Annotated in this window: 20 protein-coding genes; 7 read left to right on the top strand and 13 right to left on the bottom strand. The window is 60.3% G+C overall.

Annotation, left to right across the window (positions count from 1 at the left end):
* Window positions 1-70: 70 nt before the first annotated feature.
* Both HIR79_RS03420 and HIR79_RS03415 read right to left on the bottom strand, forming a co-directional pair.
* Window positions 71-736, bottom strand: a complete 666-nt coding sequence (locus HIR79_RS03420; protein ID WP_119023210.1) for a fumarylacetoacetate hydrolase family protein — start codon at window positions 734-736, stop codon at window positions 71-73.
* A gap of 473 nt (window positions 737-1,209) precedes the next feature.
* A complete protein-coding gene (locus tag HIR79_RS03415) occupies window positions 1,210-2,160 on the bottom strand; it encodes a GlxA family transcriptional regulator (RefSeq protein WP_169956819.1) in 951 nt (316 codons plus the stop codon).
* Between the two features lie 110 nt (window positions 2,161-2,270).
* On the opposite strand from HIR79_RS03415, the gene HIR79_RS03410 reads away from it, so the two are divergent.
* Window positions 2,271-3,149 (top strand): MBL fold metallo-hydrolase, encoded by an 879-nt coding sequence (locus tag HIR79_RS03410; protein ID WP_169956817.1) that lies wholly within the window; start codon window positions 2,271-2,273, stop codon window positions 3,147-3,149.
* A gap of 115 nt (window positions 3,150-3,264) precedes the next feature.
* On the opposite strand, the gene HIR79_RS03405 is transcribed toward HIR79_RS03410, so the two are convergent.
* Together HIR79_RS03405 and mobH are read right to left on the bottom strand one after the other, a co-directional pair.
* Window positions 3,265-4,206 (bottom strand): tyrosine-type recombinase/integrase, encoded by a 942-nt coding sequence (locus HIR79_RS03405; RefSeq protein ID WP_169956815.1) that lies wholly within the window; start codon window positions 4,204-4,206, stop codon window positions 3,265-3,267.
* Window positions 4,203-5,984, bottom strand: a complete 1,782-nt coding sequence (gene mobH, locus HIR79_RS03400) for a MobH family relaxase (RefSeq protein ID WP_169956813.1) — start codon at window positions 5,982-5,984, stop codon at window positions 4,203-4,205. The genes HIR79_RS03405 and mobH overlap by 4 nt, the downstream gene beginning before the upstream one ends.
* A gap of 734 nt (window positions 5,985-6,718) precedes the next feature.
* Between mobH and phnD the strand changes: the two genes are divergently transcribed.
* The 6 genes from phnD to rhtB all read left to right on the top strand — a co-directional run bounded on the left by phnD (window position 6,719) and on the right by rhtB (window position 12,032).
* A complete protein-coding gene (gene phnD / locus HIR79_RS03395) occupies window positions 6,719-7,678 on the top strand; it encodes a phosphate/phosphite/phosphonate ABC transporter substrate-binding protein (protein WP_169959452.1) in 960 nt (319 codons plus the stop codon).
* Between the two features lie 86 nt (window positions 7,679-7,764).
* Window positions 7,765-8,586: a phosphonate ABC transporter ATP-binding protein gene (gene phnC, locus HIR79_RS03390; RefSeq protein ID WP_169956811.1), complete on the top strand. Its 822-nt coding sequence runs from the start codon at window positions 7,765-7,767 to the stop codon at window positions 8,584-8,586.
* Complete coding sequence (phnE, locus tag HIR79_RS03385) at window positions 8,583-9,392, top strand: phosphonate ABC transporter, permease protein PhnE (protein ID WP_169956809.1); 810 nt, start codon at window positions 8,583-8,585, stop codon at window positions 9,390-9,392. Before phnC ends, phnE (HIR79_RS03385) begins: the two co-directional genes overlap by 4 nt.
* Before the next feature lie 18 nt (window positions 9,393-9,410).
* Complete coding sequence (phnE, locus tag HIR79_RS03380; protein WP_169956807.1) at window positions 9,411-10,226, top strand: phosphonate ABC transporter, permease protein PhnE; 816 nt, start codon at window positions 9,411-9,413, stop codon at window positions 10,224-10,226.
* 206 nt (window positions 10,227-10,432) lie between these two features.
* A complete protein-coding gene (locus tag HIR79_RS03375; protein ID WP_169956805.1) occupies window positions 10,433-11,233 on the top strand; it encodes an inositol monophosphatase family protein in 801 nt (266 codons plus the stop codon).
* Between the two features lie 175 nt (window positions 11,234-11,408).
* Window positions 11,409-12,032 carry a homoserine/homoserine lactone efflux protein gene (rhtB, locus tag HIR79_RS03370; protein WP_169956802.1) on the top strand — a complete coding sequence of 208 codons (624 nt, stop codon included), beginning with the start codon at window positions 11,409-11,411 and terminating at the stop codon, window positions 12,030-12,032.
* A gap of 153 nt (window positions 12,033-12,185) precedes the next feature.
* Here rhtB and HIR79_RS03365 read toward each other — a convergent pair whose 3' ends face one another.
* From HIR79_RS03365 to HIR79_RS03325, 9 genes are all read right to left on the bottom strand, one after another.
* Window positions 12,186-14,450, bottom strand: coding sequence for a DEAD/DEAH box helicase family protein (locus HIR79_RS03365; protein ID WP_169956800.1), 2,265 nt, complete (start codon window positions 14,448-14,450; stop codon window positions 12,186-12,188).
* 93 nt (window positions 14,451-14,543) lie between these two features.
* Window positions 14,544-16,097 (bottom strand): DUF6094 domain-containing protein, encoded by a 1,554-nt coding sequence (locus HIR79_RS03360; RefSeq protein WP_502708659.1) that lies wholly within the window; start codon window positions 16,095-16,097, stop codon window positions 14,544-14,546.
* 17 nt (window positions 16,098-16,114) lie between these two features.
* Window positions 16,115-16,708, bottom strand: a complete 594-nt coding sequence (locus tag HIR79_RS03355) for a hypothetical protein (RefSeq protein WP_211620921.1) — start codon at window positions 16,706-16,708, stop codon at window positions 16,115-16,117.
* A gap of 82 nt (window positions 16,709-16,790) precedes the next feature.
* Complete coding sequence (locus HIR79_RS03350; RefSeq protein ID WP_169956794.1) at window positions 16,791-17,414, bottom strand: DUF3275 family protein; 624 nt, start codon at window positions 17,412-17,414, stop codon at window positions 16,791-16,793.
* A gap of 93 nt (window positions 17,415-17,507) precedes the next feature.
* Window positions 17,508-18,047 (bottom strand): RadC family protein, encoded by a 540-nt coding sequence (gene radC, locus HIR79_RS03345; RefSeq protein ID WP_169956792.1) that lies wholly within the window; start codon window positions 18,045-18,047, stop codon window positions 17,508-17,510.
* Window positions 18,048-18,125: 78 nt separating this feature from the next.
* Window positions 18,126-18,491, bottom strand: coding sequence for a hypothetical protein (locus tag HIR79_RS03340; protein WP_169956790.1), 366 nt, complete (start codon window positions 18,489-18,491; stop codon window positions 18,126-18,128).
* Window positions 18,492-19,077: 586 nt separating this feature from the next.
* A protein-coding gene (locus HIR79_RS03335; protein ID WP_169956788.1) for an IS3 family transposase occupies window positions 19,078-20,252 on the bottom strand; the annotation gives its coding sequence in 2 pieces (ribosomal slippage) (window positions 19,078-19,997 and window positions 19,997-20,252; 1,176 coding nt in all).
* A 206-nt stretch (window positions 20,253-20,458) separates the two neighbouring features.
* Complete coding sequence (locus HIR79_RS03330) at window positions 20,459-21,532, bottom strand: tartrate dehydrogenase (RefSeq protein WP_169956786.1); 1,074 nt, start codon at window positions 21,530-21,532, stop codon at window positions 20,459-20,461.
* Window positions 21,533-21,798: 266 nt separating this feature from the next.
* Complete coding sequence (locus HIR79_RS03325) at window positions 21,799-23,178, bottom strand: class II fumarate hydratase (protein WP_169956784.1); 1,380 nt, start codon at window positions 23,176-23,178, stop codon at window positions 21,799-21,801.
* Between the last annotated feature and the right edge of the window lie 12 nt (window positions 23,179-23,190).

Raw genomic sequence — 23,190 nt, 5'->3', positions numbered from 1 at the left:
GCCCCGCGGCCAGGCCGCGGGGCGTCTTCCTTTTGCACGACAGCCGTGCGCTATCGGGGGTGCGGCAAGCTCACTCCACGACGCGGGTGGTGAACTCCAGGCCGCCGGTCAGGGTGAAGTGCAACTCGGCGCCGCGGGGCAACGGGCCCACGCCGGCCGGGGTGCCGGTGAGCACCACATCGCCCGGCAGCAGGGTGAAGTGGCGGCTCATCTCCGCCACCAGGGTGGCGACCGGGAACAGCATGTCGGCCCCCTCCCCGCGCTGGCGCAGCTCACCGTCGATCTCGAGGGTGAAGGTCAGCGCACTCCAGTTGGGCACCTGAGAGAGCGGCAGGAAGGTGGAGAGCGGGCAGGCCCCGTCGAAGGCCTTGGAGACCTCCCAGGGATGCCCCTTCTCCTTGAGGCGGGTCTGCAGGTCGCGCAGAGTCAGGTCCAGCCCAAGGCCGATCCCGACGATGGCGCGCTCGGCCTCATCGGCAGTGGCGTGGGAGAGCTCCTCGCCGACCAGCAGCGCCAGCTCGGTCTCGTAATGCACCTCGCCCCGGGAGAAGGGCGCCTCGATGGGCTCCTCCAGCGGCACGGCACAGGTCGCCGGCTTGATGAACAGCAGCGGCTCGCTGGGCACCGGATTGTCGAGCTCCCTGGCATGATCGGCATAGTTGCGGCCGACGCAGACGATCTTGCCGAGCGCGTGGGGAAACTCCTGGCCATCGGTAAAACGTGGAACAAAGCGCATGGCGGGTCTTCTCCTTCTCATTATGCGTGCCGCATCTCGGCGACAAGCCATACAGTCTACCGCACCAGGCGCCGCGTACCACTACCGCTGGCCTGGAGATCGAGAAGAGTGGGGAGGCATGACGTCGCGCACAAAAAAACCGCCACAGTGGACGGTTAGTATTCGCTCTAATCTGCTGATCTTGCGCTGCTTGATGGTGCCGGCACCAGGAGTCGAACCCGGGACCTACTGATTACAAGTCACACCACCAAAAAACCGATAAAAATCAGCGCATTACGCCTAGCGCAAGGCTTCGTGAAATGCGTATAGGGACAGCCTGAGAGATCAGGAATTACCACCAGCATCACACGGCATCATCGAGTAGCTATTGAAGAGGACGAGGCCCCAGCTGTCAACCTGCATCAGGGCGGACTAATTCAGACGATCGTATAATGCAGGTGAGTTGACGGGTTGCGCGGCCACCCCTGATGTCTCTACCTGATGCCAAAAGCCCTTCGCCACTCCCTGGGACTCACGCGGAAACGTTGCTGGAAGTGCTGTCTGAGTGAGGTCGCCGTGTTAAAACCGCTGCACTCTGCCACCTGATCGATCGGTAAGGTCGTAGTTTCCAGCAGCTCACAGCTTCGCCTCAGGCGCTCGTTGATCAACCACTCCCCCACCGTCATGCCAGTGGCGCGGTGAAAGTGGCGGGTGAAGGAGCGACGACTCATGTTGGTGCGAACGGCCAGTGCATCGATGCTGTGCGATTCCGCCAAGTGTGTGCGCAGATAGTCGAGCAGTAGGTTGATCTGGGAGTCTTGGGTGGAGGCGGCCATCGGCTGCTCGATAAACTGCGCCTGCCCGCCCTCCCGGTGGGGCGGCACCACCAGCAGCCGGGCCAGTTGGTTAGCGACCCGAGCCCCATGGTACTCGCGCACCAGGAACAGGCAGCAGTCCAGCCCGGCGGCCGTCCCAGCAGAGGTCACCAGGCGATCGTCTTCCACATAGAGGGCATTGGTATCCAGCGCGATGGCGGGGAATCGGTGGCTGAAATCTTCCTCGGCCAGCCAGTGGGTCGAGGCCCGCCGACCATCCAGCAGCCCCGCATAGGCCAGGGCATAGGCCCCATAGCAGAGCCCTACCACATGGGCGCCCCTCTCATGGCAGCGTACCAGGGCCTCGAGCAACTCCGGCGCCGGTGGCTCACCCAGGTCGTGCCAGCCGGGAACCACAGCGATATCCACCTGCTCCAGCAGCTCAAGGCCACCATCGGGACGCACCGTCATGGCTCGCTCGGCTTCTAGCTGTTGTCCCGTCGGTGCCACGATGCACAGATCGAACAGGGGGCCCTCGGGGGACGGCGTGCCGAATACCATATAGGGTACCGAGAAATGGAAGGGGCTGAAGTGCGGATAGAGAATCAGCCCCACGCGGGGAAGCGACATAATGCCTCTCTTGGCCCAATTCTTTCGATTATTGTCTCCTGGGCCGATTATCTGGCCAAGCGGATTCTCCTACAGTGTGCTCCATCCAACACCATACGCGGAGAACCTCGATGTCATTCAAGACGCTTGTCAGCCCCCTGCTTCTGGCTGCCGCCCTCGCCAGCGGCGCGTCCTACGCCGCACCGGTAGCAGAAGACACAACCCTGCAGGTGCAACATATCCGCAATGCCACGGTGAAGATCACTTATGGTGAGACCACCTTCCTGATCGATCCCATGCTGGCCGAAAAGGGTGCCTATCCCGGCTTCGATGGCACCTATCGCAGTGAGCTACGCAACCCCCTGGTGGAGTTGCCGATGTCAGTGCAGGAGGTGATCGATGGCGTAGACGCGGTCATCGTCACTCACACCCACCTGGATCACTGGGATGATGCTGCCCAGGCCCTGCTGCCCAAGGATATCCCGCTGTTCGCCCAACACCAGTCCGATGCCGAACTGATTCGCTCACAAGGCTTCGAGGACGTCCGGGTCCTGGATGGCACTGCCGAGTTCGGCGGGGTCGATCTACACCGCACTGGCGGCCAGCACGGCTCCGACGCCATCTATTCCGTCCCCGAGCTTGCGGAGGCACTCGGCGAAATAATGGGCGTGGTCTTCGAGGCACCAGACAGCCAGACCACCTATGTGGTCGGGGATACGGTCTGGCGTGACGAGGTCGACCAGGCGCTAGAGCGCTACCTGCCCGAGGTAATCGTGCTGAATGCTGGTGCAGCCGAATTCACCGGCTTCGAGAACGACCCGATCATCATGGGCAAGGAAGACACTCTGCGCGCCTATCAAGCGGCTCCAAATGCCACCATCATCGCGGTGCATATGGACGCGGTGAATCACATGACCCTGACCCGTGAGGAACTGGGTGAGTACGTGGAAGATAATGACATTGCAGATCGCGTGCTTATTCCTGCCGACGGCGAGGTTGTGTCGTTCTAGCCAGCCATCGAAACAAGAAGAAGCTCCCGTCCAACATATCGGTAGGTTTCCACCCAGCCCCTGGCAGCACCAGGGGCTGGGCTAAAGTACAAGACAGGCCTTGACGTCAAGTGCCCTAGACACGCCCCTCGATGGCGCTGCGCAGGCTGCCGATATCGACCTCGACATACTCCAGCGTCGTGCTGATGTTGCTGTGGCCAAGCAGCGCCTTGACGATGTGCAGGTTGCGATCCGGTTCCTTCATCAACTCAGTGCCCAGGGTATGCCGGAATCGGTGTGGACTCATCTGGTAGCCGCAAATCTGGGAGAGCTTCTGATAGAAGCTCTCCACCTGCCAGGAGTCCATCGTCTCCATTCGGTGCCGAACGCTGAATCGGTTCACATTGAAGAGCTGCTCGCCACGCTGGATACCCACCATCTTGGCCGAGTTCATCAAGTTCTCCAGGTGCGGGTAGAGAGCATTGGAGATGGGGACAAAGTGTTCGCGGTTGTTCTTAGCCCCTTGCCAGGTAGCGGTGAGCACGCGACTTTTAAGGTTGATATCCTCAGGCTTCATCAGCAACAGCTGAGTCAGACGGATGCCCGTATGGTAGAACGTCTCGAACACGATCTCCCAAAACCAGACAGGGTGAAGTACTGAGGGTTTTTTTCGGTAAAGCTCCATCTTTTTATACAGGCTGATGGCTTCACGTGCCATCTCGACCTGCCGTTTGCTCAGGGTCTTCTTACGCTTCTTGGGAGAGCTTACCTCCATCTTGGCAAAAGGGTTGAATGAGATGTCGATCAAGGCGTGATCAATCGCATGCTTGAAGAGGATTCGGTTATGCCGGCAGTAGTTATTCCAGCTTGAGTGCGCGAGGTTTCTCCCCTCCTCCGAGAAGCAGAACTCCCTCCACTCCCTGACATCATCACGGGACACCTCCGCAGGCAGCTTATCCTGGCCCACGAATCTCCGGAATAGCTTCACCGGAACGCTATAGGAAATCCGGCTTCTTTCGGTCAGCCAGCGCTCAGAAAAATAGGATTGCAGCAAGTCGTCAAAGGTAAATGTTTTCATTCTTCAGGCTTCCCATCAATCAGGTCAATAAAGGGGTTATCAAACACCTCCTTACCCTCCTCCATCAGGTCATCCTTCCCCACAAGATACCCAGAAAGCGTGCTCGACTTCTTGTTTGGACCGACCACCATTACCTTGTGAAAACTTCCGCCATCCTTGTTTTTCTTGTGAAGCTTCAGCTTCTGGAATGAATCCTGAACTTCTTTCCAGCCTTTCTCTTCTCCGCTCACCTCCTGACAATAGCGCTTGAACACCTTGGGGCTGACCACCATCAGCATCCCATCCACGGCATGCACCAGGGCCTTGGAGTCGTTCATCAATATCTTGTGGGTTTTCAACCCGCCTCGCAGCCAGCCGAGAAATTCTTCCCCGGATGACGACTGTCCAGGCGATGCCTGACTCGTAAGTTTCTCGACATCCTCATCAGGATTACGACTTGGCTTCCGCTCCAAATCTGGCGCTGCTTTCTCATCGCCGCCTGTTGCAATGTCAAGAATGGAGGCTTCCAGATCCTCTTGAGATTTTTCATCATCATTTGAATCCTTCACCTCACCGGCGGTTTCCACAGTCGAATGCCTCACATCGGAAGCCGATCTGGCAGCCTCTTGACTATCCCTCTCACTCCTATCGCCACCTTGGTCAGCGCCCAAGACCTCCACGCTTCCCGAAAAAACCTCTGGCTCTTCATCGCCGCTCCAAACGAGGGATTTGTGAACCTTGAGCATGAAGAGTTCGGTCCGCCACTCTCCCACCTCGACGCTGCACTTCCAGACCGACCGTCCGTCCGGATTCTCCATGATCAGGCCATGGGACTGCATTTCGTCATAGAGGCGCGACTCGTTGGATGGCACGCCTTCGATACCATGGGAAAGGAGGTAGCTCTTGATCTCTCGGGGTACCAGCGGCGTCACCAGCCACAGCGCCTCAGCGGTGACAAACCCCTGAGCGCCTTTTTCATTCAGGCGGATCTTTTCTGTGACGATATGGCGGATGGCGCCCTTGAGCTTGCTCTGTAGAGATTCCCTGGGCGCCTTGTCGATATTCGAGACCTTGCCGCCCAGCGACTTGGCGACGCTGGCCCTGTCGGCCTGGCTGACGATTTCCCCGATCACCCCGGAGCGCTCCGCGTGCCCACTGATGGCGTACATCACCAGCCCAAACAGCTCCGGCTGGCTTCTCAGCCACTCGAGCCCGGCATTGCCTATCACTTCCTTGCACAAGAGCGGGTTGGCCGCCGCATGCAGAAAGTAGTCTCGCCCCTTGAGGTAGCGAACGCGGTATTGGTCGGGAATCGTGCCCTCCCACAGGCACCACCTTCGGCCAGATCTCAGGTGTATATCGACATCGACGACGACCTTGGCGATATCGTGCAGCAGGCAGGCATAGATGACCGCCACGCTCCACAGCTCCCCGGTAGAGGACTGCCGTTCTGGTGACTCCTTCGGCGGAAGCAGGTGCTGTCGTCGGAGCCGGAGACCGAACACGCAGGTCTCGAGGCCGTGATCCAGCATCCCGCCCGGATAGCTGTGATGGTGGGATTCAGAAGCCGGCAGCAGTTGGACACGCTCGGCGTATCGTTGCAGCGGCTCCTTGACGTAGGCCCCGAACACCGGCGCCGTCAGCGAGGTGCTTTCCTGGATTGCCCGGAGCAACTGCTGCCGATAGGGTGTGGCCAGCAGCTGCGCACCGGTGCGCGGGCTCTCCCAGCCGGTGTCATCCCGAACGCTGTCGGTGCCGGCTGCGTTGCGGCGTCCGCGTAGTAGTTTACGAATCAGCAATTTTCGCTCCTCTGGATGCAATCCATGCATCACAGCGGCAGTCCCTGACGGGCACCAGAAGAAACGTTAAATGCGATGTGAGAGGTTTACCCCGGGGCACTCCTTGCACCGGTGCAATAGCTATGGGATGCAACCCAAGCGCGAATGATTTTATTTAAGACTCAAATGATTGCACGGAGACATCTCAGGCTTTTTCGTTAAGAAATATCTCAATCGACATCCCAAACCACCTACAACCAAAGTGGAGTTTGTAAGTAGAAATTTACAAAAAAGCCCCCTCCGAAGAGGGGGCATAGGTTGGGTAGCGGTCAGCTGACCAGCTGTCTGGCCAGGGCCATCTCCACGGAGTCTCCGTCCGTATTGAGGGCATCCTGTCCAGACTCTGAGATATCTCGCGACGTGTTCTGAATCACAGCGATCTTCAGGGGCCTTGAGTATTCAATTTGAGCACCACCACCTCACCGCGAGGCCCATTCATCAATGGCCTAGGGAGCCAGCTTCCTGTGTAGCCCAGGATACCGAAGCCTGACCAACACAGTTTCGGCAAAGGCTTGGTTTTTCCGGATTTTGCACTTCCCGCCCTTTTCCACCCATCAAACAAACCAGGACTTTATAATGCTGCAAAATTAGTGAAAGAAAACCTTATTAACAATGCAACGGAAATGCAACCTACAGCATGCAAGCATACTGACCTCAACCAAGAATCACTTTTCAACTATAGCCCCGAGGCTTTTATGTCTAGCATATATCAAAAGACAGCAGCCACTGCTCTTGCTGGAATATTTTCTGTGCTTTCTTTTCAAGCCAGTGCCGATCTTTCTGAGCGATTTTCTGATGCAGATGGCGACATGATTGCTGATATCCCTTCAGATGAGACCCAATGGATAGATCCTGACACTCTGGTTTTCGCCTACACTCCTGTCGAAGATCCTGCTGTCTATGCCGATGTTTGGTCTGATTTTCTCGATCATCTAGGCCAAGTGACTGGGAAAGACGTTCGTTTTTTCCCCGTTCAGTCAAACGCTGCTCAGCAGGAGGCGCTGCGCGCTGGGCGAGTTCATGTAGCAGGATTTAATACCGGCGGCGTACCTATGGCGGTTAACTGTGGAGGGTTCCGTCCTTTCGCCATGATGGCAGGAGAGGACGGCAGCTTCGGCTACGAAATGGAAATCATCACCTACCCGGGAAGCGGTATCAATTCTGTAGCAGACCTGGCCGGAAGAGAGCTCGCCTTTACTTCTCAGACGTCAAACTCTGGTTACAGAGCCCCCTCAGCAATTATAAAGTCAGAGTTCGGCCTGGAAGCTGGAGTGGATTTTGAAACCCCTTTCGCTGGCACACATGAAAACTCAATTCTAGGCGTAATTCACAAAGATTACGAGGCTGCAGCAATTGCCAACTCTGTTATCACAAGGATGAAGGCAAGAGAAGTAATCAGCGAAGATGACTACGAGGTGATTTACACCTCCGCCACATTCCCCACGACCCCCTACGGCACTACTCATAACTTGCATCCTGATCTCCAGAAGAAGGTCCAGGAAGCGTTCTTTAGCTTCGACTGGGAAGGCACGCAACTGCAAGCGGAGTTTTCCAACAATGGTGAGAGCCAGTTCATTCCCATCGATTACGCTGAGCGCTGGGAGATAATCCGCACCATCGCCGAAGCCAACGGCGTCACCTACGACTGCGACTGACCTCCACCTCATACCACCGACCATGACCAGGCACGGGCCAGGAGGGCCTCGCTCTCCGGGCCCGTGTGCGTGAAGGGAGACTGACCATGCTGACGCTTTCCCAGGTCACCAAGCGCTACCCCACCGGGGACCGCGCCCTGACCGATATCGACCTGACCCTGCCACGGGGCCAGGTGATGGCGCTGATCGGCCCCTCCGGGGCCGGCAAGAGCACCCTGATCCGCTGCGTCAATCGCCTGGTGGAGCCCACCAGCGGCAGCATCCGCCTGGAGGAGACGGAACTGACCCGGCTTTCCGGCAATGCCCTGCGCCGAGCGCGCCGGGCCATGGCGATGATCTTCCAGGAGTACGCCCTGGTGGACCGCCTCACGGTGATGGAGAACGTGCTCTCCGGCCGGCTCGGCTACGTGGGCTTCTGGCGCAGCTTCCTGCGCCGCTACCCGCAGGCGGATGTCGCCGAGGCCTTTCGACTGCTGGAGCGGGTGGGCCTGCCCCACGCCATGGACAAGCGGGCCGACGCCCTCTCCGGCGGCCAGCGCCAGCGGGTCGGCATCGCCCGGGCGCTGATCCAGAGCCCGCGCCTGCTGCTGGTCGACGAGCCCACCGCAAGCCTGGATCCCAAGACCTCACGGCAGATCATGCGCCTGGTCCGCGAGCTGTGCGCCGAGCGGGATCTGGCTGCCATCATCAATATCCACGATGTGGCCCTGGCCCAGCAGTTCGCCGACCGCATCGTCGGCCTGCGCGCCGGCGAGATCGTCTTCGACGGCCGGCCGGGCGAGCTCGACGCCGATACCCTCACCACTATCTACGGCGAGGAGGAGTGGGACACTCGCGTCCAGGAAGAGGAGGCGCCCAGCGCCCCCGCCGCGGCGCCCCTCGCACTGGCCACCGGAGGTGCCCGATGAGCCGCCAGGCCCTGGCCCAGGCGGGCCGCTGGCGTCGCCTTCCGTTGATCGAGAACCCCCGGCTGCGCTGGGGGCTCGTCCTGGGCCTGGCCGTCTACCTGGTGCTGGCCCTGGCCTCGGTGGAGGTCAACTGGGCGCGTGTCGCCGAGGGCGCCGGCCGCGGGCTGAACTTCCTGGCCGCCTTCACCCAGCCCGACTTCGTCAGCCGCCGCGGCGACATCCTCGACGGCATCCTCGAGAGCCTGACCATGACGCTCACCTCCACTGTGATCGGCGTGGCCCTGGCGATTCCGGTGGGCCTGGGCGCCGCGCGCAATATCTCCCCCTGGCCGGTCTACTACCTGTGCCGGGGCATCATCACCGTGTCGCGCACCTTCCAGGAGATCATCATCGCCATCCTCTTCGTGGTGATGTTCGGCTTCGGTCCGCTGGCCGGCATGATCACCCTGGCCTTCGCCACCATCGGCTTCATGGCCAAGCTGCTCGCCGAGGACATCGAGGACCTGGACTGGCGCCAGGTAGAGGCGGTGCGCGCCACCGGGGCGAGCTGGTGGCAGACCATGAACCACGCCGTCCAGCCCCAAGTGATGCCGCGGCTGATAGGGCTCTCGATGTACCGCCTGGACATCAACTTCCGCGAATCGGCGGTGATCGGCATCGCCGGGGCCGGCGGCATCGGCGCCACCCTCAACACCTCCATCAGCCGCTACGAGTACGACACCTCGGCGGCCATCCTGCTGATCATCATCGCCATCGTGCTGCTCTGCGAGTACAGCTCGAGCCACGTGCGGCGCTGGACCCAGTAAGCCTCGGAGACCCTCCCCATGCCCGTTTCGACGACGACGCAGGGCACGCCGATCTGGCGCCTGCGCACTCCCCGCGCCCAGTGGCTGGGCTACCTGGCCTGGCTGGCTGCCGCCTGCCTCTTCCTGCTGTGCTGGAAGGTGATCTCCGACAACACCATGTGGGTGTTCGTGGAGGATGCCGGCCGCCAGGGCAGCGACCTGATCAGCCGCATGCTGCCGCCGGAGTGGACCTACGCCCACCGCCTCTGGAAGCCAATGTGGGACACCATGAATATCGCCACCCTGGGCACCGTGCTGGGGATCGCGATGGCGTTTCCGGTGGCCTTCCTGGCGGCACGCAACACCACGCCCCACCCGCTGGTGCGCAGCGCCGCGCTGCTGATCATCGTCTCCTCGCGCTCCATCAACTCGCTGATCTGGGCGATGCTGCTGGTGACCATCCTGGGGCCGGGGGTGCTGGCCGGCATCATCGCCATCGCCCTGCGCTCCATCGGCTTCGTCGGCAAGCTGCTCTATGAAGCCATCGAGGAGATCCACCCCACCCCCGTGGAGGCGATCAGCGCTACCGGCGCCAGCCGCCTGCAGGTGATGAGCTACGGCGTGCTGCCCCAGGTGCTGCCCGCCTTCGCCGGCATCAGCGTCTACCGCTGGGACATCAACATCCGCGAATCCACGGTGCTGGGGCTGGTAGGCGCCGGCGGCATCGGCCTGCAGCTCAACGCCGCCATCAACAGCCTGGCCTGGAACCAGGTCAGCGTGATCTTCGTGATGATCTTCGTCACCGTGCTGGTATCTGAGTGGATCTCCGCCCGGGTGCGTCACGCCATCATATAATGAATTATTGAAAAAGCTGGCGTCATTTTGGAATCGACAGGGCGGCTGGGTACAGACATTGCATCGGTTGAAGTCAACGCAATAGTTGCCACCTTGCCTCCCTCATCTCATCACCGAATGTCATAGACCTGCAACACTGAACCGTCAGGATGGTGCAAAGTGGATCACGTAAAATCCTATACCTTTCAAGAGTCAGGAGTTCTAACATGACCGCCTCAATCACAGCTGGTCTGATTGACACCCTGCATCAAGCTGCAAGAGCAGCTGGTGAAATTCTCTACGAGGGGTATCAGGCGGAAGGCAGTATCGACTTTGAGTGCAAAGGTTCCTCGGACTTCGTGACCCACTATGACCGGGCAGCTGAGCATGCCATCATTGAAACCATCCGACGTGCCCATCCCGATGTGGGCTTTCTCGGAGAGGAAACCGGCGCTACTCCGGCTGGCGACAGCGACCTCACTGTAATCATCGACCCGCTCGACGGCACCAACAACTTTCTGCACCGTGTGCCTCACTTCTCGGTCTCTATTGCAGTGCGCAAGGGTGAGGCCCTGACCCACGGTGTGGTCTATCAACCGCTACTGGACGAGATGCTCTGGGCCATTCGTGGCCAAGGGGCTTATCAAGGGTCGCAGCGGATATCCGTTTTACCAGCACGTCCTCTCACTGAGATGCTGGTCGGCACCTGCTTGCCTTATCACGAAAAAGGCGACTGCGCGATGAGCCAGCGACAACTCTCCTCTCTGATGCCCCGCGTGGCAGGGATTCGCAGCCCAGGCTCTGCCGCACTAGAGATTGCATATACTGGCCTCGGCCGGTTTGACGCTTTTTGGTCTCAGGGCGCGCGACTGGATCTATGGGACATTGCAGCAGGAATCGTCATTGCACGAGAGGCAGGATGCAAGGTCACCGACCTTTCTTGCAACCCAAATCCCGCTGAGTGGAACAGCGTTCTCGTAGCTAAGCCAGAGCAGCATGACAAGCTTTTAAGAATACTGTCAAAGTAAAAGGGGCAGAAATCCAAACCTCCATATATTTATCCCCGAACAGCCTCCGAGCCAAAACAAAAAAACAACCGATAAAAATATAGCTCAAAACCGCAATGTAAAAACTTTTGCAATAACACCCTTCCAATTTCCCGACTGGGAAATCAATGACTTTTTTATTACAAGGATGGGAGCAATGACCCTTAGCGTTTGGCTTACTTTCCTAATGGCTTCGCTTTTGGTGAGCTTATCTCCCGGGGCAGGAGCCATCAACACAATGAACAGCGGAATTAACAACGGGATTAAATCTGCCTTCCCAACCATCTTAGGCTTGCAACTTGGATATGGCATACAGATTCTATCCGTTGCCATTGGAATCGGGGCAATCTTGGCATCCTCCACCACAATGTTCTCATTTATCAAGTGGATGGGAGTTGCATATCTAGTTTGGCTAGGCGTTCAGAAGTGGAGATTATCCGGCTCCTTGGGCCACATCAATAGTAGAGACAGCACAAAAATCAAGCAGTTCTGGCAATCTGCTTTCGTCAACCTAACCAATCCTAAAGCCACGGTATTTCTGGTAGCTCTTTTCCCTCAATTCCTATCCAACAACAGCACTTCATCTTATACACTTCAACTCTTCATAATGAGTGGGACGCTCCTCGCTGTAGATATTATTATAATGCTCTGCTATGCAGCATTGGCTAGCCAGCTAAAGCAATTCATCAACTCCACATCAAGAATGAAAATCATGAATCGCGCATTTGGTTCATTTTTCATAATCTCAGCCCTTATGCTTGCAGCCTACAAGAAGAACTGACCTTACAAAACCACAAACAAAAAGGAAAATAACGAAGCCCTGCTTGCTGTCAAAGTTCAAACCCTTAAGGGCCCGCAGGCTGAGCATTAACAGTTCTCTTTATGCCCCCATTGAAAAGCCCCCTCCGAAGAGGGGGCATAGGTTGGGTAGCGGTCAGCTGACCAGCTGCCTGGCCAGGGCCATCTCCACGGAGTCTCCATCCGTATTGAGGGCATCCAGGCCCGATTCGGGCACGTCTCCCGACGTACTCTGGGCCACGGCGATCTTCTTGGCCATCAGCGACAGGCAGGCGATCTGTGACGATCCGGCATAGCCGAGGTAGAGCACCTTCACTGGCTGCCGCTGGCCGATCCGCCAGGAGCGGCGGGCGGCCTGCTGCAGGGTGTAGACGTTCCAGCCCGTCTGCATGAAGACGATGGTGGGGAAGTCCAGCAGGTCGAGCCCGGTCTTCACCAGGTCCGGATTGGTGATCAGCACGTCGACACCGCGGTCGACCTGATCGGCAATCCAGTCCTCGCGTCGCTGGGTCTCCACGCTGGAGCGCAGCACCGCGACCCTGAAGCCGGCCTGGGTGAGCATCGCCTTGAGTCGGCTGCTGGTATCGCGCTTGCCGGTGTAGGTCGTGTAGACCAGCACCTTGCGACCCTCGGCCTTCTCTCGCCGGCAGATCTCCACCAGCTCGCGCTCCTTGGGCATCGGCTGTTGCTCGCCGTAGAGGCTCTTCACGAACGCCAGCAGGCTGCCCGAGCGCGGATGCTTGACCGTCTCCGGTCGGAAGCAGCAGTCCGGCCAGGCCAGCAGCGCATTGAGCACCACGCCCAGCAGGGTGGTGTCCTTGCGTGCCAGCGCCTGTCTGAGCTCGGCGGTCAGTTGCCCCTCGAGCCGCCGGTAGGCAAAGGCCTGCTCGTCGTCCATCGGCACCTCGATGAAGTCTTCATCGTAGGGCGGCAACACGTTGCCACCGATGTCCTTGAGCTTGAGGAAGACGGTGAAGGGCAGTACGTAGCGCATGATCCCCTTGGGGCCGAAGCCCGGGGCCTTGACGGTCCGCACCGACAGCTTCTTGCCTCGCGCTGTCTTGTGCGAATCCCCGTCGCGCTCGGTGTAGATGTCCTTCAGCACCCCGTGATCGCGCAGGAACGACATGGCCGCAGGCCCCATCGATCCGCGCCCGTTGGGGCGATAGCCGTCCTCGAGCATCTTCGGCGTGAGGATGCGGAACAGCAGGTGGAACAGGTCGTCGGCGTAGCCGCCCATCAGGGTGCCGGTCAGCAGCAGCGACTTGCGCGCCTTGGCTGCCAGCACGCCCATGGCCTGCCCCTGGGCGGATCCGGCGTTCTTGTATTCATGGCCCTCGTCCACGATCAGCAGATCGAAGGTATGATCCGGCAGCTGGCGTTTGATGAACTCGGTCGGCTGATAGCCTCCTTCACCGAAGCCGAACTCCATCGTAGCCATGGCCCGCTCCATGCGGGCCGCCTGCCGGTCGGAGAACACCAGCTCTCCGTTCTCATCCATGAGGTTGATGAACTCGTGGATGTTGTCGCCCAGCAGCGTGGCCAGGAATTCCTCGCCAAACTGCTGCACCAGGCGCTCCGACGAGACCTTGCCGATGGTGGGCAGCTTGCGCAGCGCTTTGAGTACCAGGTCGCGCTGCAGGCTGCCCGTCGCCCGCTGCGGTCGCATCAGCGTCCAGAGGGGGCTGTGACAGTGCCGGCACTTGTGGCGCTTCTCCTCTCGGAGAAACTGCGACAGCGACACCACTTCGTTGTCGCTGTCGATCACCGTGCTACCGCACTGGGGACAGGCCGCCAGCTCGCCGCCCGGCACTCGCTTGCGAGCGGCGACGGGTCGCCAGTGGAAGCCCATGCGCATGCGCACACGCCCCAGGATGAAGAACTCCGGCCGCCCATCGGACGGCTGGCCCAGGGCCTCACGGAGTTTGAGCAGCTTGACCAGGGTATCCGGGCCATTCAGCACCCAGACCCTGGCCTGATCGACGGTCTCCAGGATCTCCCGCCGCCACTTGTAGACCAGGTGGGGCGGTGCGATCACCAGGAAACGCCGATAGCCCTCGGCATGACAGACCGCCGCCGTGGCGATGGCCATCATGGTCTTGCCGGTGCCCATCTCGGCGTTGATGATGCCCGCCGGCTCGTGCCGGTCGAGCAGCAGGGCCGAGATGGCCTGAACCACCTCGGCCTGCTCTGGGAAAGGCGCCCGCTTGAGGGCATCCATGATGGCCTGGCGACGAGGGTTGGCCTCGCCGTCATAGACCGGGGGATGGGAGCGGTTGAGCGAGGCCAGCAGGCCATCGCCAAATTCCTCCACGAAGGCGTTGAGGTCCACCTGAGGCCCGAAGACCTCGCCAGACTGCGCCATGCCGGCCGGCGCCGGCAGCTGAGTGATGTCGTTCATGTCCGTCTCCTTGTGCACAAGAAAACGGCGGACACTCCCCTCCCCTGGCGGGTTGGAAAGGCCCGCCGTGGGGAATGGCGCCCGGGGCGCCGGTCAGTAGTCGTCTGGCAGCAACAGCGTGGTGGCGCTGCGGTCCGCCTCGGTGATGATCCAGACCGTGAGCGACTCACCGATCCGGTAGGACGAGAGCAGCCTGTCACCGTGAACCAGGGCCTGCTCGTTGCTCTGGCGATCCTCCTCACGCACGTCACCCCAGTCGCCGGTGACGTGTCGTCGGAGCAGCGCCATGGGCGAGACCTCGCCTCGCTCCACCAGCTCGTTCACGGCCCGAGTCATCACCACGCGCCCTACGTCGAAGCGGCGTGGATCCGGCCTCGCGGCACGTTCGGCGACCCGGTTGAGCGGCTCAGGCTCATCGCCTGCCTCGGCATCGGCCGTCTGATCATCCTCTTCCGGCTCGCTGTCATTGGCCGCCGGGGTCGAGGTAATGGTCAGCAGCTGCCCACAGCGAGGCGAGTCAAGCGTCATCTCCCAGGCGCGGATCACCGGCACGAAGCGGTCGGTGAGCACGCGGGTCTCGGTGATAGAACCATCCTCCCGCTCGGTGAACTCGGTCTTGGCGACCTTATCCTTGTGGGTGTTGCCCTTGACCACCAGGCAGCGGCCGTTGGGCGCGGTCACCACGCCGGAGATCGCCCCGGCCGCCAGCGACAGGGCCAGATGCCAGGAGGAGAGCCGGCGCACCGGGGGACGCGGCGAAAGGCCGGCCTTCCCGAACACGCTGCCCGCCTCGGGCCAGAGCCCCTGCAGCTTCCCGACCTCATCGGCCAGCTGCTCGGCATCGAGCGAGACGCGGTAGAAGTGGCGCAGCTCGCCCTGAGCCGCCGGTACCACGTAGGGTTCAAAGGGCCACACTTCCGGGATCACCTCGGGTATGACCTCCTTGCTTCCCACGCGCAGCAGCTGGGCGCGCATCGCCTTGGCCTCCTGACTACGCTGCGCCTCACGGCGTCGCACCCGGCGGCCCAGGATCATCACCTGCTGAAAGTCATCCACGGCGGCGCGGAAGACCCGCAGCTCGGTGAAGTGGTTGACCAGCCAGCCGGTCAGCTCCTTGTCCAGGGCGTAGTCGGGAACGATCAACACCATCACGCCCCCGACCTGCAGGGTGCCAATGGTGCGCTGGTAGAACAGCTTCTCCAGGCGCCTGCGCCCCTTGCCCTGATAGCTCTCGTAACCGGCGTGGTCGGCCAGCAGGTCGCCATAGGGCGGGTTGAGCCACAGGCAGCCCATGCTGCGCGGTGAGATCACCGTGTCCATCAGGTCGCCCTGTAGACCTCTATCCACCAGGACATGCATCGAGGCGGCCCGCTCGGCGTGATACTCCACGCCGCAGGCCTGAACGCGTTCGCGCCCCAGGTGGTGGGCAAGCTCGGCGATGGCGGCGCCCTCCCCCGCACAGGGGTCGAGCACCCGCATCCGGCCGGTGCTGGCTGGGCGGAGCGCCTGAAGCACCCGCTCAAGCGACGCCTCATCCGTGGGGAAGTAGCCATTCCTGGCGAAGTTGCGCGCGATGCGCTGAAACATCAGTGCCATGCGACACCTCCTGTCGGTTGGGTGTGGTAGGCGCGGCCAGAACGGCCGCACCAGGGTGGAGCGAGAGCTCAGGGCTCGGGTGTGAGTACGCCGGCGCGAATCATGCCGCTGAGGCGCGGGGCCAGGTCGTTCTCATCGAGTGAGATCTCCCAGGCCTGAATCGGCCCCTGTGAAAACGAGGCCGGCAGTACCGCCTGCTGGGCATGCAGCAGCGTCATCACCGGCCCCTGCCAGTGATCCAGCAGAGGCAGCGGGCAGAGCTCCCGCACGCGGGGCCACAGCTGGTCATCCACCGGGCAGGCGCCCTCCTCGTCGTCGAGCAGGACGATGCTGTGAAGGTTGGCGCGATCCGGCGTGATGCAGCGCTGGTCGAAGAGCCACACGTGCACTAGGGTGCCGAAGCGCGTCTGGCGCAGCCGGGCGGAGCGCCTGGAGTAGCGGTCCATGTCGCCAAAGACCATGGGGTGGCGAGTGTCGCCTTGGCAGAGATGCAGGGTATCCAGACCGTTGTCTGCCGTTGGCAGCGTCAGCCTAGCAAGCAGCTCCTGCAGCACCGTATCCCGCCCCCACAGGGAGAGAAACAGGCACTCACGCTGCCGGCCAATGCAGAAGGCATCGGCGTACAGGTCCAGGCACTCATCGAGGGTGTAGAGCTCGGGCATGAGGGTCTCCATCGGTTAGCGAAGATCGATGGGGACATCCCGAGCCCAGGGCATCGAGATGCCCCGGTGGGGAGTGGCTGCCTCAGGCAGCGGCTTGCCAGGTCTGGGTCGGCGCCTGGAACCGGTAGCCCAATTCCTTCAGTCGACTCACCTGACGGCGGAACAGCGCTCGGTCCACGGTGGGATCGAGCTTGACGCTCTGCCCCAGGGGCCAGAGCAGTCCGAAGAGCTCGGCGTCGGGATTGGCCTCATGGCCAGCGGTGTGGGTATCCGGGGCTTGCGGCCCTGGTCCCTCACCAGCATCAACCTGAGGCTGCGGCGCAGGCGGTGCCATCGGCTCCCCCGACCCAGGCGCAGGAGGGGCTGGAGGCACGGGTGGCACAGGGGCGGCCTCCTCCTCCAGCGGGTCCATCTCCGCAGAGTCGAAGCGCGGGCCGTGCTGATTCACCAGCATGCCGTCCTCGGTCAGCAGCATCTCGCCGACCTTGGCGCGGACCTCCACCACCAGCCGGCCACTGGCGAAGTAGCTCGCCGGGCGAATCTCGAGCAGCAGAAACTCGCCCTCAAACACCCCTTCGCTGAACTGGTCCAGCTGAGGATCCTTGATGACGAACTCGCCGATCGAGGCCGCCAGCCGGCCAACGTTGAAGGGGCCGTTGCGCCCATGAATGGTGCGGACGGTGAGCCGCCCGGGGATCTTGATCATCACCAGACTCCTGTTCGACAGGATGCAAAAAGAGCGGACGGGGCCGGCAGTGCCGGCACCCGTCCAAGAAGTCACGGGCAAGCGCCCGAGGTGTCAGAGATAGCCCCGCTCCGCGAAGGAGACCGAGTCCGAACCGCCCACCACGATGTGGTCGAGCACGCGAACCTCGATCAGACCCAGCGCCTCCTGGAGGCGCTGGGTGATGCGTCGGTCCGCATCGCTCGGATCGGGCTCCCCGCTCGGGTGGTTGTGGGTGAAGATCACCGCTCCGGCGTTGTGGTGCAGCGCCGCCTTCACCACCTCCCGCGGATAGACCGAGGCGGAGTCGAGGGTGCCGTGGAACAGCTCGCTGAACTCGATCACGCGGTGCTGGGTGTCCAGGAAGATGGCACCGAACACCTCATGGTCATAGCCGGCCAGCTTGAGCCACAGGAACTCACGTACCCGATTGGGCGTGTTGAGCTTCATGCCTTTTGAGACGGAACGCTCCACCACCTGTCGCGCCGCATCGATGACGCGGTCATCGGGAGCCGCCAGGTAGTTGCCGTCGCTGTCGCGCACGAAAAGCTGAGGCACGTTGGATGGGGAGTAGCGAGACTCTGCCGGGAGGGCAGCTGCTGAAGTGTGTGTCATGACCAGAACCTCCGGACATGACCGAGACCGCCCCCCTCCGGGAGCGATGTCCCGGTCGGGGTGGGAAGTGAGGAAGGGTTACGCGGAGAAAAGCTGCGCGTGGTTCAGCTCGTCGTGGCGTGCCACCAGCAGGTAGTCACCATGCTGGCGGTCACCTTGCACGACCAACGCCTCGAGCTCGAGAGCCAGAGGCTGGTGGGGATTCCCGCTGGGCGGGATGCGATGGTGAGTCAGCCGCACCGCCTGGGTCCCTGCCGGGTACCCGGAAAGCTGGCGGGCCACGTTCTGCAGCAGCATTTGGAATCGTTCGATGGGAGTGACCCCATGCTCCGAGACCACGTGCTCTGCGACATACATGCAGTCGTCCATGACCGGCTCGCTGACGCGGACCTTGCCCGCAAAGCCGTGGTCACGAGCCAGAAACGACATATCGTAGGATTTCATGGTGGATCTCCTGCGGTAGTGCACACAGGGGACACACCTTCCCCACCGGGGAATGTGGATCCCCTGGTGGGTGGTGGCACATAAGTGCCAAAGAAGAGATGCGGCATCCAGCCCGTACGGGCGGCCTCGTCTCGGGATGCGCGAGGCCTTGGGTGGTGGCGTACCGCCGAGCGGCGCACCCTCGAAACGCCTGGGTGCTGGGGTGCCTCGGTTGGTGCCGGTCGAGGCCACCGGGCCGCCATGGGCGGCGCTTGCAACAATGAGCTTACGACACGAGCATGGAGAGTCAAGCGTATCAGTCGTGCACAACCAAGTGATCAGCAAATCATTCAGCACACAAAAGCAAGCCAAACTGCGAGATTTACAGCATTTAGTCGGGAGGTGCGTCCTGGATCTTCAGGAAGAAGTATGCCGTACTTCTTTACCCGTAGACCACCAACTCAACAACATTGACTCGGCTGTTCATTTTTTCTACAGACTGGTCCTAATTTGGTGACGGATGCTGGGTAACACCCACGCCAATGTAGTAACTAGTTAGGGCCCTCCGCCTATACGGCACATTGTCACCGTGGTCCCTTTGTAGTGGTCAAGTGTTTTTGGCCACTGATTTTTGAGCATTCCAGTAGTTCTTTTCTGCCACATTCGGCGGCAGTTCATCGTTATGCCTGTGCGGCCTTAGGCTACTGTAGTAACCGAGCATATAATCAGTGATCGACTTCTTCGCCATGGCAACATCAGGGTAGCCAATCTCTGGCATCCACTCCGACTTGAAGCTCCTGAAGAAGCGCTCTGTCGGGGCGTTGTCCCAGCAATTTCCGCGGCGACTTAGACTCTGGGTCATCTGGTACCGCCAGAGCATCTGTCGGAATGCCAGGCTGGTATACTGACAGCCCTGGTCTGAGTGAAATAGGAGCCCCGATGGCTCTCCACGCGACTCATAGGCTATGGTTAGCGCTTTCTTCACCAGTTCCGTATTCGGAGACAACGACAGTGCCCAGCCTACGGGTTTACGCGCATACAAGTCGATGACCACAGCAAGATAAGCCCAGCGAGCCCCTGTCCAGATGTAGGTGATGTCGCCGCTCCATACCTGATTTGGCTCCTTGACATCGAACTTGCGATCGAGAAGGTTCGGGATATCCAAATGCGGCTGATCAGCCTTTTTGTAGGCATGGCTTGGCGGCTGCGTGCTCACCAGCCCCAGATGCTTCATCCGCCTGCTGGCCCGGTAACGACTCAGCGGCGTACCCGCCTGCGTGACCATTTTGGCAATGCTGCGAGCGCCGGCAGAACCGTTACTGACGGCATGTGCTTCGATAACTTGGTCCAGCAGCTTCTGCTCAGCCTCGCAGGGCCTTTTATCCCGGTCACGCCAGGCCCGGTAGCTACTGCGATGCACCCCAAACACCTGACACAGGTGCTGCACCGCATAGCTCTCTTCAAGTCGCTCGATTATCGAGAATTGCTCAGGGAGTCCGACATCAAGAGAGCAGTAGCCTTTTTTAATATTTCCTTCTCTTCCTCCACCCGACGCAGCTTGCGTTTCAGCTCCTGAATTTCACGCTGTTCCGGCGTCATAGCTTCACCTTTCAGCGGTACCTTGCCTTTCCGCTCAGCCCGCAACCTGCGCACCCAATATTCCATGGTGGATTTGCCAACACCCATGGCCTCACACGCTGCCTTGAGCGTGTAACCCTGATCGACCACGAGCTGGGCCGCCTCCAAACGAAACTCTGGGCTGAATGTTCTCTTCTTCGTCATCATCTGCACCTGACTATCCATGGGAGTGATCATACACTCAAAATCAGGTGGCCAGATTCACTATGCCACTACACTTTCTTATCTCTTGCGTGGCGTGACAGTCCAGCGAATTTGCAATCTTTTGCTTGCCTTCGTGGTGTGCCCTCATCGGCAAATAGCAGGACCTACTGGGCGACTTTACTTAACCATCAACAGCTGGAAGCGCATCAGCATTCGAGGCGTGCTGCGATGCTCCGCCCTATGCTCTCAGTCGTGCCGGTGCCACCCAAGTCGGGAGTGAGCACTGCTCTATCGCCCTTGGCCAGCACCCCCTCGAAGGCGCTGACGATGGCGTCCGAGGCCTCCTTGTGCCCCAGGTGCTCGAGCATCATGGCGCCGGACCAGACCTGGCCGATGGGGTTGGCGATGCCCTTGCCCGCGATGTCCGGGGCGCTGCCGTGGACCGGCTCGAAGAGGCTCGGGAAGGTGCCCTCGGGGTTGATGTTGGCCGAGGGCGCCACGCCGATGGTACCGGTGCAGGCCGGACCCAGGTCCGAGAGGATGTCGCCGAACAGGTTGCTGGCCACCACCACGTCGAACCAGTCCGGATGCATCACGAAGTTGGCGGTGAGGATATCGATATGGAACTGGTCCACCGCCACGTCGGGGTAGTTTGCCCCCATGGCGGCCACTCGCTCGTCCCACCAGGGCATGGTGATGGCGATGCCGTTGGACTTGGTGGCCGAGGTGAGCTTCTTGCGGGGGCGGGAGGCCGCCAGCTCATAGGCGAACTTCAGCACCCGGTCGGTGCCGTGGCGGGTCATCACCGTCTCCTGGATCACCACCTCTCGGTCGGTGCCCTCGAACATCCTGCCGCCGACGCTGGAGTACTCCCCCTCGGTGTTCTCGCGCACCACATAGAAGTCGATGTCGCCGGGCTTGCGGTCGGCCAGCGGGCTCCTGATGCCGGGCAGTAGGCGGCAGGGGCGCAGGTTGATGTACTGGTCGAAGCGGCGGCGGAACTGCAGCAGCGAGCCCCACAGCGAGACATGGTCCGGCACGGTGGCCGGCCAGCCCACCGCGCCGTAGAAGATGGCATCGAAGTCCTTCAGGGTCTCGAACCAGTCGTCGGGCAACATCTTGCCGTGCTCGGCGTAGTAGTCGCAGCTGGCGAAATCGAAGTGCTCCAGCGATAGCCCGATATCAAAGCGGCGAGCCGCGCTCTCAAGAGCGCGCACCCCCTCGGGCATCACCTCCTTGCCAATGCCATCGCCGGGGATAACAGCTATGCGGTAGGTCATTTACTTTTCTCCTATTTTTAGATTCCAGGGTCACAGATGCTCAAACTGCCTGCAGTCATAAAGCACCAGATAATCAGATCGCACATAGGAACTATTTGCTACCAGCTAACAGGAAGCTGATTTGGGGGATTATCCTGCCCCAGGATTATATACATCAAGACCCATCATCAAATAACACCAATGCAGAAGACTCTTGCCGCGCCTCCCGTAAAAGCGCGACAAACCAGACATTTTTTAAAATCGACCCATGGCAAAACTTAACAAAGTTAGGATCCATTACCACCAAAAGTCAATCTTTCAGGGTTCAACATTACCTCAAGTTCTCCACGTGACAGCTCCGTCTCTTCTTCAGCAACATCGAGAATCGGACGTCCTGCCTGATAAGCCTTCTTGGCAATAGCAGCTGAAGCATTGTAGCCAATCGCTGAGTTCAGTGCCGTCACCAGAATCGGATTGCGTGAAAGCGGCGCCTGAATGGTGTCTTCTCTAACAGTGAAAGTAGCAATGGCACGATCGGCAAGCAATCTGCTGATATTAGTCATCAGGCGAATCGAAGTAAGCAGGTTATGCGCAATCAAAGGAAGCATCACGTTGAGTTGGAAATTTCCGCTCTGGCCCGCCACCGTCACTGCACTATCAAGTCCGATCACTTGGGCAGCCGCTTGAGTGGCGGACTCAGGAATAACCGGATTGACCTTGCCGGGCATGATCGAGCTGCCTGGCTGCAAAGCCTCCAGCTCAATTTCGCCGAGCCCAGCAAGGGGGCCGGAGTTCATCCACCGCAGATCGTTGGCGATCTTCATTACGACGCAGGCATAGCTGCGCAGATGTCCCGAAAGTTCCACAGCAGCATCTTGGGAAGCCAGACTGGCGAAAAAGCTATCGCTGGGGGAAAGATCAAGATCAGTCTGCTTGCTGAGCACCTTGGCGATGCGGTCGGCGAACTCGGGGTGGGCATTAATGCCGGTTCCCACTGCGGTACCGCCTTGGGCCAGCCGTGAGAGCCGAACCTGACCGTCCTTGAAGCGCGCAATGGCCTGAGTCACTTGGCTAGACCAGCCACCGAGCTCCTGACTCATACGCACCGGCATTGCATCCATCAGATGGGTACGACCAGTCTTGACCACCCCATCGACCTCGGCAGCTTTGGTATCGATTGCCGCGCATAGATGCTCAAGCGCCGGCAGCAGCTGCTCCTGCACTGCGAGAGCTGCCGAGAGATGGATCGCCGTGGGAATGACGTCATTGCTCGACTGCCCCATATTAACGTGATCGTTCGGGCCAACCTCAATCCCACCCCGGGAAGCCAAGTGAGCGATCACCTCATTGACATTCATATTAGTCGAGGTTCCCGATCCTGTCTGAAACACATCGATGGGAAACTGGTCCTTGTGTTCACCGTTGATAATCGATTGGGCTGCAACGGTGATCGCCTCTGCTCGTTTCTGGTCCAGTAACCCAAGTGCTGCGTTGACCTCAGCGGCAGCGGCCTTGATGCGAGCCACCGCACGAATAAAGTCCGCCGGCATTGGCTGGCCACTGACGGAAAAGTTGTTCACCGCTCGCTGGGTCTGGGCCCCGTACAGAGCACCGGCGGGGACTTCCAGCTCACCCATGCTGTCACGTTCGATACGCGAATTTCTCATTAAAATCTCCTT

Source organism: Halomonas sp. PGE1 (genome assembly GCF_013000985.1).
Classification (GTDB): domain Bacteria; phylum Pseudomonadota; class Gammaproteobacteria; order Pseudomonadales; family Halomonadaceae; genus Halomonas; species Halomonas alkalicola.
Note: the sequence above shows the minus strand (reverse complement) of the source record. Positions and strands in the feature narration are given on the sequence as shown.

What these genes read in the sequence shown, in the direction of transcription:
- HIR79_RS03415 (WP_169956819.1), bottom strand. Translation starts at nt 2,160, where the DNA reads ATGTCGCTTCCCCGCGTGGGGCTGATTCTCTATCCGCACTTCAGCCCC.
- HIR79_RS03410 (WP_169956817.1), top strand. Translation starts at nt 2,271, where the DNA reads ATGTCATTCAAGACGCTTGTCAGCCCCCTGCTTCTGGCTGCCGCCCTC.
- HIR79_RS03330 (WP_169956786.1), bottom strand. Translation starts at nt 21,532, where the DNA reads ATGACCTACCGCATAGCTGTTATCCCCGGCGATGGCATTGGCAAGGAG.
- HIR79_RS03355 (WP_211620921.1), bottom strand. Translation starts at nt 16,708, where the DNA reads ATGCCCGAGCTCTACACCCTCGATGAGTGCCTGGACCTGTACGCCGAT.
- HIR79_RS03405 (WP_169956815.1), bottom strand. Translation starts at nt 4,206, where the DNA reads ATGAAAACATTTACCTTTGACGACTTGCTGCAATCCTATTTTTCTGAG.
- HIR79_RS03350 (WP_169956794.1), bottom strand. Translation starts at nt 17,414, where the DNA reads ATGATCAAGATCCCCGGGCGGCTCACCGTCCGCACCATTCATGGGCGC.
- HIR79_RS03340 (WP_169956790.1), bottom strand. Translation starts at nt 18,491, where the DNA reads ATGAAATCCTACGATATGTCGTTTCTGGCTCGTGACCACGGCTTTGCG.
- phnE (WP_169956809.1), top strand. Translation starts at nt 8,583, where the DNA reads ATGAGCCGCCAGGCCCTGGCCCAGGCGGGCCGCTGGCGTCGCCTTCCG.
- HIR79_RS03420 (WP_119023210.1), bottom strand. Translation starts at nt 736, where the DNA reads ATGCGCTTTGTTCCACGTTTTACCGATGGCCAGGAGTTTCCCCACGCG.
- HIR79_RS03375 (WP_169956805.1), top strand. Translation starts at nt 10,433, where the DNA reads ATGACCGCCTCAATCACAGCTGGTCTGATTGACACCCTGCATCAAGCT.
- HIR79_RS03325 (WP_169956784.1), bottom strand. Translation starts at nt 23,178, where the DNA reads ATGAGAAATTCGCGTATCGAACGTGACAGCATGGGTGAGCTGGAAGTC.
- phnE (WP_169956807.1), top strand. Translation starts at nt 9,411, where the DNA reads ATGCCCGTTTCGACGACGACGCAGGGCACGCCGATCTGGCGCCTGCGC.
- radC (WP_169956792.1), bottom strand. Translation starts at nt 18,047, where the DNA reads ATGACACACACTTCAGCAGCTGCCCTCCCGGCAGAGTCTCGCTACTCC.
- HIR79_RS03365 (WP_169956800.1), bottom strand. Translation starts at nt 14,450, where the DNA reads ATGAACGACATCACTCAGCTGCCGGCGCCGGCCGGCATGGCGCAGTCT.
- phnD (WP_169959452.1), top strand. Translation starts at nt 6,719, where the DNA reads ATGTCTAGCATATATCAAAAGACAGCAGCCACTGCTCTTGCTGGAATA.
- phnC (WP_169956811.1), top strand. Translation starts at nt 7,765, where the DNA reads ATGCTGACGCTTTCCCAGGTCACCAAGCGCTACCCCACCGGGGACCGC.
- rhtB (WP_169956802.1), top strand. Translation starts at nt 11,409, where the DNA reads ATGACCCTTAGCGTTTGGCTTACTTTCCTAATGGCTTCGCTTTTGGTG.